This is a genomic window from uncultured Porphyromonas sp. (assembly GCF_938046015.1).
Classification (GTDB): domain Bacteria; phylum Bacteroidota; class Bacteroidia; order Bacteroidales; family Porphyromonadaceae; genus Porphyromonas.
Genome location: NZ_CALIXW010000047.1, coordinates 47,119 through 57,786 on the forward strand (window position 1 = coordinate 47,119; position 10,668 = coordinate 57,786).

General features: G+C 62.6%; 12 protein-coding genes. All 12 read left to right on the top strand.

Features of this window, described 5'->3' with window-relative positions; translation table 11 throughout:
- Nucleotides 1-107 precede the first annotated feature (107 nt).
- The 12 genes from Q0248_RS07290 (at nucleotide 108) to Q0248_RS07345 (ending at nucleotide 9,761) form a co-directional block, all read left to right on the top strand.
- Complete coding sequence (locus Q0248_RS07290; RefSeq protein WP_299321084.1) at nucleotides 108-665, top strand: AraC family transcriptional regulator; 558 nt, start codon at nucleotides 108-110, stop codon at nucleotides 663-665.
- A gap of 92 nt (nucleotides 666-757) precedes the next feature.
- Nucleotides 758-2,989, top strand: a complete 2,232-nt coding sequence (locus Q0248_RS07295) for a heavy metal translocating P-type ATPase (RefSeq protein ID WP_299321085.1) — start codon at nucleotides 758-760, stop codon at nucleotides 2,987-2,989.
- Between the two features lie 410 nt (nucleotides 2,990-3,399).
- Nucleotides 3,400-3,729 (top strand): 30S ribosomal protein S6, encoded by a 330-nt coding sequence (gene rpsF, locus Q0248_RS07300; protein WP_211788408.1) that lies wholly within the window; start codon nucleotides 3,400-3,402, stop codon nucleotides 3,727-3,729.
- Nucleotides 3,730-3,754: 25 nt separating this feature from the next.
- On the top strand, nucleotides 3,755-4,024 hold the full coding sequence (rpsR, locus tag Q0248_RS07305; protein WP_299321086.1) for a 30S ribosomal protein S18: 270 nt from the start codon (nucleotides 3,755-3,757) through the stop codon (nucleotides 4,022-4,024).
- A 61-nt stretch (nucleotides 4,025-4,085) separates the two neighbouring features.
- On the top strand, nucleotides 4,086-4,607 hold the full coding sequence (gene rplI / locus Q0248_RS07310) for a 50S ribosomal protein L9 (RefSeq protein ID WP_299321087.1): 522 nt from the start codon (nucleotides 4,086-4,088) through the stop codon (nucleotides 4,605-4,607).
- Between the two features lie 179 nt (nucleotides 4,608-4,786).
- The gene (locus Q0248_RS07315; RefSeq protein WP_299321088.1) at nucleotides 4,787-6,094 is read left to right on the top strand and encodes a sigma-54 dependent transcriptional regulator; all 1,308 of its coding nucleotides are present in this window, start codon (nucleotides 4,787-4,789) and stop codon (nucleotides 6,092-6,094) included.
- Nucleotides 6,081-6,614 (top strand): LPS assembly lipoprotein LptE, encoded by a 534-nt coding sequence (gene lptE / locus Q0248_RS07320; RefSeq protein ID WP_299321089.1) that lies wholly within the window; start codon nucleotides 6,081-6,083, stop codon nucleotides 6,612-6,614. The genes Q0248_RS07315 and lptE overlap by 14 nt, the downstream gene beginning before the upstream one ends.
- A gap of 1 nt (nucleotide 6,615) precedes the next feature.
- Nucleotides 6,616-7,461, top strand: coding sequence for a hypothetical protein (locus tag Q0248_RS07325; RefSeq protein ID WP_299321090.1), 846 nt, complete (start codon nucleotides 6,616-6,618; stop codon nucleotides 7,459-7,461).
- A gap of 18 nt (nucleotides 7,462-7,479) precedes the next feature.
- Nucleotides 7,480-7,851, top strand: a complete 372-nt coding sequence (secG, locus tag Q0248_RS07330) for a preprotein translocase subunit SecG (protein ID WP_299321091.1) — start codon at nucleotides 7,480-7,482, stop codon at nucleotides 7,849-7,851.
- Between the two features lie 168 nt (nucleotides 7,852-8,019).
- Nucleotides 8,020-8,379 carry a 50S ribosomal protein L19 gene (rplS, locus tag Q0248_RS07335; protein WP_211788401.1) on the top strand — a complete coding sequence of 120 codons (360 nt, stop codon included), beginning with the start codon at nucleotides 8,020-8,022 and terminating at the stop codon, nucleotides 8,377-8,379.
- Nucleotides 8,380-8,563: 184 nt separating this feature from the next.
- Nucleotides 8,564-9,460 carry a PCMD domain-containing protein gene (locus Q0248_RS07340; RefSeq protein ID WP_299321092.1) on the top strand — a complete coding sequence of 299 codons (897 nt, stop codon included), beginning with the start codon at nucleotides 8,564-8,566 and terminating at the stop codon, nucleotides 9,458-9,460.
- 16 nt (nucleotides 9,461-9,476) lie between these two features.
- Nucleotides 9,477-9,761 (top strand): hypothetical protein, encoded by a 285-nt coding sequence (locus Q0248_RS07345; RefSeq protein ID WP_299321093.1) that lies wholly within the window; start codon nucleotides 9,477-9,479, stop codon nucleotides 9,759-9,761.
- Nucleotides 9,762-10,668: the final 907 nt, after the last annotated feature.

Here is a 10,668-nt window from a genome sequence, read left to right on the forward strand (position 1 = left end):
AGCGGCGGGGCGAAGCTCAGCCGCACGGCCTCTGTGCTGGGGCTGTGGGGCGAGGAATGCCTACCTTTGAGGAGAGCCCGCGTGGGGCTCCTAAGCTAGATAAACCTATGATTACGATTAAGAATATGGTCTGTCGCCGCTGCCTCTGGGCCGTGGAGGAGGTCTTCCGCCAGCAGGGTATAGCCCTGCGTAGCCTAAGTCTGGGGCAGGCCGAGCCCGTCGAGGAGCTCAGCCCCGAGCAGCTTGAGAAGCTCGGGGAGGCCCTCGGGGCGCTGGGCTTCGAGCTGCTCAGCGACCGCCGTAGTCGCCTCGTGGAGCGGATCAAGGCCGCCATCATCGAGCTGGTGCAGCGCCCCGAGGGGCTACCTGCCCTACGCCTCTCCAGCTACCTCAGCGAGCGCCTCGCCTCGGACTACAGTGCCCTGTCCAAGCTCTTCTCCGAGGTCGAAGGCATCACCATCGAGCACTACTACATCCTCCAGCGTATCGAGCGGGTCAAGGAGCTGATCGTCTACGACGAACTCTCCATCAGCGAGATCGCCTACCGCATGGGCTACTCCAGTGCGGCCTACCTCAGTAGCCAGTTCAAGCGCATCACGGGGATGTCGCCCCGCGCCTTCCGTGAGCTGCGTGCCTCCCCGCGTAGGCCGCTGGATGAGGTGTAAGTATTCTCCCGAATATCGTAAGGCACAGCTTAGCTCGTCTCCTTACCTTTGTCGACACAGGTAAGTCAAACATTCAAATCCCCTATACTCCTATGACGAAGCAAAGCTATCCACTCCTCGGGATGAGCTGCGCCAGCTGCGCCGCCCATGCCACCAAGGCGCTGGAGGCGCTCCCAGGCGTCGCCAGTGCCGCCGTTAGCCTCCCTACCGCCTCCGCCCTCATTCAGTACGACGAGACGCTCTGCACGCCCGAGCAGCTGCAGGCGGCTGTAGCCGCCGTCGGCTACGAGCTGCGTATCGACCCGAGCGAGGAGGAGCAGCTGGAGGAGCTCGCCGAGCACGAGCAGCGTAGCCTCAGGCGTCGGACGGCGCTCGCCGTCCTCCTCTCGCTGCTGGTGATGACACTGATGATGCTCCACCACGGCCACCCTATGGGACGCGTGGAGGCCCTCGTGAGCGCGCTGGCTACGGGCGTGGTGCTGGGCTATGCGGGGTGGGACTTCTACCTCCGTGCCTGGCGGCAGCTACGTGCCCGCGCTGCGGGGATGGACCTGCTGGTCGCCCTCAGCACGGGGGTAGCCTATAGCTACAGCCTGGTGCAGCTCGCCCTCGCCCTCCTCGGGGGGAAGGAGGAGGCGCTACAGCACCTTTACTTCGAGGCCGCCTCGATGACCATCGCCTTTGTGCTGCTGGGCAAGTACCTCGAGGCCCGCGCCCAGCAGCGTACACAGCGCGCCCTAAGGGCCCTCATCCGCAGCGGGGTCAAGGAGGTGGACGAAGTGCAGCCCGACGGCAGTACCCGCCGACTACCGCTCGGGGAAGTGCATCCTGGCATGGTACTGCGTGCGGCACCGCACACCCTCTTCGCCGTCGATGGCCGCGTCCTCTCGGGTGAGTCCTACGCCGAGGAGCAGCTGATCACGGGCGAATCGCTGCCCGTGACCAAGGCCCCTGGCGCCCAGGTCTGGGCGGGCACGCTCAACGGCTCGGGCACCATCGACTACCGCGCCGAGGCCGTGGGCGGGCAGACGGTCGTGGCGCGCATCGTACGCCTCGTCCAGGAGGCTGGCGCCTCTCGTGCCCCGATCCAGCGCACGGTCGATCGGGTGGCTCGCATCTTCGTCCCCGTCATCGTGCTGCTGGCGCTGGTGACGCTCCTTGGCTGGGGCCTCCTCGGCGGCGTGGAGGGCTGGGGGCGCGGCCTCACGGCGGCGCTCACCGTCCTCATCATCGCCTGCCCCTGCGCCCTAGGTCTGGCTACGCCTACGGCTATCATGGTCGGTATCGGCCGTGCAGCTGAGGAGGGCCTGCTGATCCGCGATGCCGAGACCCTCGAGGCCGCGCTCGGGATCGATACCCTCGTGCTGGACAAGACGGGCACGCTCACCGAGGGACGCCCCGAGCTCAGGCAGATCCATTGGCTCGACGGCGAGGGGCAGGGTAGCCCTCAGCTGCGCCTCATTCTCTCCGCCCTCGAGGCACGCACCTCCCACCCGCTGGGGGCGGCCGTCGTCCGAGGCCTAGCGCCCAGTCTACCGCGGCTCGTGCTGCGTCCACTGCAGCTGACGGCAGTCAGCGAGCGCGCTGGGCGCGGCCTAGAGGGCACGGTCGCCGGGACGCGCTACTTCGTCGGGAGCCGCCGCTACATAGAGGAGCAGGGCATTACGCTTGCCCCCGAGCTGCAGCCCCTGCTGGAGGCTGCAGCCGCCGAAGGGCTGACGACGAGCTTCTTCGCTCGGGAGGGTGAGCTGCTGGCACTCCTGCAGCTCTCTGACATGCTGCGCCCCTCGGCGGCCTCCGCGCTGGCCGAACTACGCCAGCAGGGCAAGCGCCTCGTCCTCCTCACGGGGGACAATGAAGCCGTTGCCCGCAGCGTCGCCGCCCAGCTCGGGATCGACGAGGTCGTGGCCTCCGTCCTCCCCGAGGGTAAGGCGGACTATGTCGCACGCCTCCAGGCCGCAGGGCATCGGGTGGCGATGCTCGGCGATGGGGTCAACGATGCCGCGGCCCTGGCGCGCGCTGACCTGAGTCTGGCGATGGGGCAGGGGAGTGATCTGGCGCTGGAGACGGCGCAGGTGACGCTGCGCGGGAGTGATCTGGCGAAGCTGCCGCTGCTCTTCCGCATCGCCCAGCGCACGCTACGCACCATCCATACCAACCTCTTCTGGGCTTCGGTCTATAACCTCCTAGCCGTGCCGCTGGCTGCAGGGGGCCTGTATCTGCTCGTTGGGCGGCAGCTCGATCCCATGCTGGCGGGTGGGCTGATGATGCTCAGCAGCCTCAGCGTCGTCCTCAATAGCCTGCTGAGCCGCCGCGGGCGCTAGGGAAGGGCGCACCCCAGCGCTGCGCCTTGGTCTCCGTCTGTATGGAGCACTCCCTACCTCTCTATATATAAGGATAAGCCCTAGGGGAGGGCGTCACCTGCACCTGCAGCAGGGACGCCCTCCCCTAGGGCTTTTGGCTTGCTCGTCTCGAGCGTCTAGGTAGCCTTGTTCCGCCCTCTCGTGCGCTTCGGCCTATCTGTGGGCGCCGTGAGGAATATCAGTGGGCACGCTGACGGACGTCCCTCACGGCACCCACTGACGGCAGTCACGAGGCTCATGGGTATCCGTCAGCAGGCCTCCTCCTTAGGTCGCACCTTCCTCTGGCGGAGGTCGCAGCAGCCTTCTTGGCTAGTACGCAGATAAGTATTATCTTTGTAGCCGATATTTTTAACTCTATAACAGACAGAGCAATGAATAACTACGAAACCGTTTTCATTCTTACTCCCGATTTATCTGAAGCTCAGGTAAAGGAAGCGGTCGCTAAGTTCGTCGACATTCTCAAGGCCGAAGGCGCAGAGATCGTCAACGAAGAGAACTGGGGCATCAAGAAGCTTGCCTACAGCATCAACAAGAAGACCACGGGCTTCTACCAGTTCGTCGAGTTCAAGGCACAGCCTACCGTGATCGCTACGCTCGAGACGCAGTTCCGTCGTGACGAGAACGTCCTCCGCTTCCTGACCTTCCGCCAGGATAAGTTCGCCGCTGCATACGCAGAGAAGAGAAGAAGCCGCAAGGCATAACCCCTAAAGAAAAGGAGACCAAGAAATGGCTGCACCATCAGAAGTACGCTATCTGACCCCACTGAACCTCGATAGCAAGAAGAAGAAGTACTGCCGCTTCAAGAAGAGCGGTATCAAGTATATCGACTATAAGGATCCCGAATTCCTCAAGCGCTTCCTCAACGAGCAGGGTAAGATCCTTCCCCGTCGTATCACGGGTACGAGCCTCAAGTTCCAGCGTCGCGTAGCTCAGGCTGTCAAGCGCGCTCGTCACCTGGCTCTGCTGCCCTACGTGACGGACAACATGACGAAGTAGTCCCAGCGGCAACTCGTCATCATCCCTAAGTAAAGAATAAACCCAGAGGAGACAGAATACAATGGAAGTTATTTTGAAAGAAGACGTAGTCGGTCTCGGCTACAAGGACGATATCGTCACAGTGAAGAACGGCTACGGTCGCAACTTTCTAATCCCCACAGGTAAGGCGATCATCGCTACGGAGTCGGCTAAGAAGATCCTAGCTGAGAACCTCCGCCAGCGTGCCCACAAGATCGCTGCCATCAAGAAGGAAGCTGAAGAGCGCGCTACCAAGTACCAGGGCGTACGCCTCTCGATCACGGCCCACACCAACGTCGCTACGGGCGCCCTCTACGGCTCCGTCACGGCTGCCGAGATCGCCGAAGCGTTGCTGGCTAAGGGTCTGGAGACCGAGCGTAAGCACATCTTCATCAAGACCATCAAGGAGGTCGGTAACTACGTCGCTACCGTGCGCCTGCACAAGGAAGTGGCTGTAGAGATCCCCGTCGAAGTCCTCTCCGATGCACCCCTCGCGGTGGAGAAGAAGGAAGAGGCTCCTGCTGCTGAGGCTCCCGCAGCCGAGGAGGCAGCAGCTGAGGCTTAGTCCTCCGCCCTCCTTAGGGTGGCTGTCCTCAGCCGTCCTACATATATATACGTCCCCACACCCTGCCCCTCGTGCACGGTGTGGGGACGTCGCTATTCTGTCCGACCCGACGGCCGAGCTAGCCGCTTCGGCTAGTCTTGCGTATCTTTGTAGTTCCAAAGGATAAGCCCTACAGCCAGATGAGTATAGATATTCAGCAGATCAAGCACCGCTTCGGCATCATAGGCAATAGCCCGCTCCTGGAGCACGCGCTACGCACGGCAGTGCAGGTAGCCGCTACCGATATGTCCGTCCTCGTCATCGGGGAGAGCGGCGTAGGGAAGGAGAACTTCCCCCGGATCATCCATCAGTCGAGCGCACGCAAGCACGGCCCCTACGTGCCGGTCAACTGCGGGGCTATCCCTGAGGGGACGATCGACTCCGAGCTCTTCGGCCACCTCAAGGGCTCCTTCACGGGCGCCATCAACGACCGTAAGGGCTACTTCCAGGAGGCCGGCGGCGGGACGATCTTCCTCGACGAGGTGGGCGAGCTGCCCCTCTCGACGCAGGCGCGCCTGCTGCGCGTGCTGGAGACGGGCGAGTTCATCCCCGTCGGTGCCAGCCAGGCACAGAAGACGGACGTACGCATCGTCGCCGCCACCAACGTCAATCTACAGGAGGCCGTGGCACGTGGACGCTTCCGCGAGGACCTGCTCTTCCGCCTCAATACCGTCCCCATAGAGATACCGCCCCTGCGCGCGCGTCCCGAGGACATCCCCCTGCTCTTCCGCTTCTTCGCCTCCAAGAGCGCCGACCAGTACCACATGCCGCCGCTCAAGCTCACCCCCGAGGCCGCCGAGCTGCTCCAGGGCTACCGCTGGCCGGGCAACATCCGTGAGCTGCGCAACCTCACCGACCGCATGAGCGTGCTGGAGGAGGAGCGTCTGCTGACGGCCGAGGTCGTGCGTGGCTACCTGCCCCGCGCCGTGAGCGAGGACTATCATCCCGCGTTGCGCCCCATGGAGAGCCGCGAGCAGCAGAGCTTCGCCAACGAACGTGAGATCCTCTACCAGGTGCTCTTCGATATGCGTCAGGATATGGCCGAGCTGCGCAAGCTCGTCTCGGGCATCATGCAGGGCGACATCCCTGTAGGGCATCATCCCGCTGGGGGTGCCGACTACGCCGACCTACGTGGGGGCTACACGGCGGCGGGCCTCCGTCCGCCCACGAGCGAGGGTGCGGTATCGCTCCTCACGCACCCCACGGGGAGCTTCGGCCGCGAGGAGCCGCTGGTAGCGCTGCCCCACCACGACTTCCCCGCAGAGGAGCACGTGCAGGAGTACATCGTCGAGGAGCCCCTATCCCTCGAGGAGAACGAGCGCCGCATGATCGCCGACGCCCTGCATCGCCACAAGGGACGCCGACGCCAGGCCGCCAAGGAGCTCAAGATCTCTGAGCGCACGCTCTATCGTAAAATCAAGCAATACGCACTGGATGAACAGCATTAAGCAGCTCAAGGGCTGGCTACTCGGGCTCGTGCTCCTCGTGGGGCTCCTGACGGCGCTCGTCGGCTGCAGCATCAGCTACAGCTTCAACGGCGGGGCCATCGACTACACCCAGATCCGCACCATCACCATAGGCGAGGTGCTCAACAAGGCGCCCATCATCTACCCGACGCTGGCCCCGACCTTCACCGAGCGCCTCAAGGACCAGTACGTCACCCGCACCCGCCTCTCGCTGGTACCTCAGGCGGGTGACCTCGAGCTGCACTGCACGGTCACGGGCTACGACCTAACGCCTATGGCCATCAGCCAGGACAACTTCGCCGAGCGCACCATCTTCACCGTCACGGTGCAGGTCAAGTACATCAATCGCGCCAACGATAAGGAGAGCTTCGACCGCAGCTTCAAGGCCTATCGCGACTTCCCTCGTACGCAGCCCTTCGTCGCCGTGCAGGACGACCTCCTGCGCGAGATCATGGACGATCTGATCAAGCAGATCTACAACGCCACGGTAGAGAACTGGTAGCATGACCCGCGACGAGCTCTATAGCTACCTCCGTGATCCGCGGCAGCTTAGCGCCGCGACCCTCGAGCCCATACGTCAGCTCTCGGAGGCCTATCCCTACTGCAGCACCTTCACCTTCCTCTACCTATACAATCTCTCCGTGGCGGAGGACGTGCGCTACGCCAGCGAGCTGAGGCGCTTGGCGGTACTGCTGCCCGACAGGGAGCGCCTATTCCGCCTCGTCGAGGGCGATAGGCTCAGCGTCGAGCTGCCCGAGCCTGAGGAGCCCGCGACCGATAGCTTCGATCTGATCGATCACTTCCTCGACGCCGCACTGACCTCGGGCGAAGACCTCCCCACGGGTCTGCAGCTGGAGACGGCCGCCCTGCGTGAGGAGTACTTCGCAGGCGAGGAGGAGCTGAGCGAGACGGCTGCCCTCAGCGCGCTGCTCCCCGAGCGTGCGCCCGCTGAGTCCGCCGCCTCTGCTACCTCCAGCCCGCTTGAGGATGCCCTTCGCACCTCTTCCTTAGAGGCAGCCTCGACCGCTTCCGCGGCTACCGCACCGATCGCTTCCGCGGCTACTCCCTTGGGGGCTGAGCCTGCCGCGCCTTCCGCCCGCGCTTCCTCGCCGCAGCCTAGCTCCTCTACTTCGACCGAGCCGTCCACCCGCCCCTCCCTAGAGGCCGAGCTGGAGGAGTCGCTGCTCTCCGAGACCCTCTCCAAGATCTACATCCAGCAGCAGCACTACGACAAGGCGCTGCGCATTATCCGCGCCCTCAGTTTGAATTATCCAGAGAAAAATCGTTTCTTTGCAGACCAGATACGCTTCCTAGAGCGCCTGATAGCGAATAACAAAAGCAAGCAATAATAAGAAGACTAAGACGACATGTTCACCCTAATCACTGTCCTCATCCTCATCGCATCCCTGGCCCTGGTGCTGCTCGTCATCGTGCAGAAGTCCAAGGGTGGCGGCCTCGCTTCGCCCTTCGCCTCATCCAATAATATCATGGGCGTGCGCAAGACCACGGACGTACTGGAGAAGGCTACCTGGTGGCTCTTCGGCGCCATCACCGTCCTCTGCGTCGCCTCCACGCACTTCCTCGGTAGCGGTGCTACCGCCGAGAGCAAGACGCAGCAGACCCTCGAGCAGAACGCAGCCAAGGCTCCAGCGCCCACGGCTCTGCCCAACCTCGGTGGCGGCACGGCCCCTGCAGCAGGGCCCGCTCAGCAGGCTCCCGCAGGGCAGCCCGCCCAGTAGCGCACTGCGCCATTCCCCATTTCTAGACGAGCCAAGTGACTGCAGCCGCGGTCACTTGGCTTTTTCTTTGTACCTTTGTGGCGCTTTGCGCAATCTCTGTCAGGAAAGCTCTGAGTGGCCTGTTATATTGCGTTTAGAATAGTACTAATCAAATAAGCCAAAGACAAGATGGATTTCATCAAGATCGTCAACGACGCATTCAGCACCGGCAAGAGCCACCCCAGCTTCCGTAGCGGGGACACGATCACCGTAGACTACCGCATCAGTGAAGGTGGTAAGGAGCGTATCCAGCGCTACCGCGGTGTCGTCATCCGTATCAGCGGACACGGGGATAAGAAGCGCTTCACCGTACGTAAGATCAGCGAAGGTGTCGGCGTAGAGCGTATCTTCACGCTCGAGAGCCCCTTCATCGACAAGATCACCGTCGAGAAGCTCGGTAAGGTGCGTCGCGCTAAGCTCTACTACCTCCGTGCCCTCACGGGTAAGAAGGCTCGTATCAAGGAGCGTCGCGTAGCCATCGAGAAGTAGTCTTCGCCCCGCAGTGGGTGTCTGACGAAGCTCGTCCAGCATACTAGCCATAGGATCGCCTAGCGACCCTATGGCTAGTCGCTTATTAGTCCCTAGCTAAGTCCCGCCACCGCTAAGGCGGACAGTCCCAGCTCTGCGCGAGCATAGCCCCGGCACTTAGCCTCCCCCTTTCATAGCTTTACTGATGACCAAGCACATCCTCCTGCCCCTAGCCCTCACCTTGGCTATGGCTAGCCTCCTCTCTGCCTGCGGCGCTGATCCGCTCGAGGAGAAGGAGATCGCCCTAGCGCGCAAGGCCGCGACCGAGGGCGTACTCACCACCACACAGCACTACGACTTCACCCAGTGGCTCGAGACCCCTGACGGCTACTCCCTGCCCACCATCGGCAAGGGCGACACACCGACCGCCACCTACTGGGCCTCAGCGAGCAACCAAGGCTACACCTTCCTCGCGCAGGGTAAGAGTGACTTCCCCGTGACGCCGCTCCTCATCGACGGGCGCGCCCAGGGGGCCTCCATCCGCACCGTCAAGGGCGCCTATTTCTTCGGCATCGGGTCGAATGTCGTCGCGGGCTCGCTCTACACGGGCGCCGTGGACAAGCGCAAGCTCATCTCCAGCAGCCTCGAGTCCAGCCTCTTCGGCCAGCCCTATACGAGCGGGGTCCCCGAGTGGCTGGAGTTCCGCTATCAGTATAAGTCTGGCGAGACCGTCATCCAGGGGCAGAATCGCCGTGTCGAGCTCCCCGCCACCGACAAGGGCTCCGTCTCCATCGTCCTCTACGAGATCACCGACGACGCCAGCTACCTCAACGGCCTGACGCTGCAGTCCGATCCGCGCATCGTCGCCAAGGGCTATGCCGAGCTCGAGGCGACCCCCGAGGGTCAGTGGCGCGAGCTCGAGCTGCGTGTAGCGCCTGTGGATGCGGCGCGCTGTGCCCGCATAGACTTCGCGGCACGCCGCTATCGCCTCGCCCTCGTCTTTGCCTCCAGCTATCGCGGAGCTGAGTTCATCGGCGCCCTCGGCAGTGAGCTGCGTCTGCAGGACGTGCGCATCAAGGATCGTGTCAAGTCAAGCAACTAGCCCCCACCTTAGGATGATGAAGAAGACCCTTCTACTGCTAGCCCTTGCAGCTAGTCCGCTGGTAGCCTTCGCTGGCGAAGATACGACCGCTCCCAGCCCACGCCTCGGCTACGGCGCACATTTTGGCTTCAACCTCGGGCTGCTCCTTGGAGCGGACTGTCGCCTCGATGAGAACTGGGGACTCTACGGACGGCTCAAGCTCGGCATGACGCGTACCTTCGAGCGCAGCTTCGCGGTCATGCCCTACGCGCTCTTCCCGACCTACCTCAGCCTTGGGGTCAACTATACCCTCCGTCGCTGATCCTCCCTTGTCTCTTTATTAGGGGCTAAGGCGCCCTAAGTCTAAATGCCCAGCGGGGCGAGCCGCAAGCCTAGTGCTTGTAGCTCGCCTCGCTGGGCTTTTAGGTCTCCACGCTTGTCTGCGCCCTCGTGCAGTCTAAGGTGGGGCGCTCGCTGAAGCTCGTCCGCGCCCCGTCCAACTTAATTAGCCTTCCCACCTAAGCAAGGCCGTGCCCCGACTCGGCTAAGTCTCCCCGCTCGGCTAGGCTAGGGGAGGGGGCTCGTCGAAGGTAGCCCGCGGCTGCGCTTCACCTAACCTTTGCTTAATCTAAGGGAAGCCTGTCTGCGCTCGGACTGCTATCCCTCGCCGCGCTGACTGGCGTCGGTGGGCGCGGTGACTGGCGTCAGTGAGCTGCGTGACTGCTATCGGTCAGCGCGGGCCAAGCGGTGCCGCGCGGTGCTCGGCCTTGCCGCTCGTCATCCTCGGGCAAGTTCTTCGCCGCCTCCCGATCCCTGTCCAGCCACCCCGACCAGCCCTCAAGACCGCCCCGAGATCCTCTTTTCCGCACCCCATCGCCCCGCCTCGAGCTTCTCCAGCGCCCCTTCCTGCCCCTATTTTCACCCGAATGAGAAAAAACTTTTGGCCTCTGTAATCTACTGTTTTAAGGGGTAATGAATAGCACTTAGAGCCTACTTCGAGCACCTTTTTCTCCTCGAGATTTGGTTGGTATTACTTTTTCGTCTTACCTTTGCAACCGCAAACGAGGAAAGGCCCACGGAGCTACGGCAAGCGCGCCGAGCTGGGACGGAAAGAAAAGCCTCAAGAGCGAGATGAGTCTAAGACAAGAGGAGTGATCCTCCTTAGATAGCCAAAAGCGATCATTGACATACTTGATAAAAACAAACGAGAAAACAACGTAGAGCATATT

Bases quoted from the DNA above. Each gene is read 5' to 3' on its own strand.
- Q0248_RS07325 (WP_299321090.1), top strand. From the start codon at position 6,616: ATGACCCGCGACGAGCTCTATAGCTACCTCCGTGATCCGCGGCAGCTT.
- rpsF (WP_211788408.1), top strand. From the start codon at position 3,400: ATGAATAACTACGAAACCGTTTTCATTCTTACTCCCGATTTATCTGAA.
- Q0248_RS07315 (WP_299321088.1), top strand. From the start codon at position 4,787: ATGAGTATAGATATTCAGCAGATCAAGCACCGCTTCGGCATCATAGGC.
- Q0248_RS07345 (WP_299321093.1), top strand. From the start codon at position 9,477: ATGAAGAAGACCCTTCTACTGCTAGCCCTTGCAGCTAGTCCGCTGGTA.
- rplS (WP_211788401.1), top strand. From the start codon at position 8,020: ATGGATTTCATCAAGATCGTCAACGACGCATTCAGCACCGGCAAGAGC.
- rplI (WP_299321087.1), top strand. From the start codon at position 4,086: ATGGAAGTTATTTTGAAAGAAGACGTAGTCGGTCTCGGCTACAAGGAC.
- Q0248_RS07290 (WP_299321084.1), top strand. From the start codon at position 108: ATGATTACGATTAAGAATATGGTCTGTCGCCGCTGCCTCTGGGCCGTG.
- Q0248_RS07295 (WP_299321085.1), top strand. From the start codon at position 758: ATGACGAAGCAAAGCTATCCACTCCTCGGGATGAGCTGCGCCAGCTGC.
- lptE (WP_299321089.1), top strand. From the start codon at position 6,081: ATGAACAGCATTAAGCAGCTCAAGGGCTGGCTACTCGGGCTCGTGCTC.
- secG (WP_299321091.1), top strand. From the start codon at position 7,480: ATGTTCACCCTAATCACTGTCCTCATCCTCATCGCATCCCTGGCCCTG.
- Q0248_RS07340 (WP_299321092.1), top strand. From the start codon at position 8,564: ATGACCAAGCACATCCTCCTGCCCCTAGCCCTCACCTTGGCTATGGCT.
- rpsR (WP_299321086.1), top strand. From the start codon at position 3,755: ATGGCTGCACCATCAGAAGTACGCTATCTGACCCCACTGAACCTCGAT.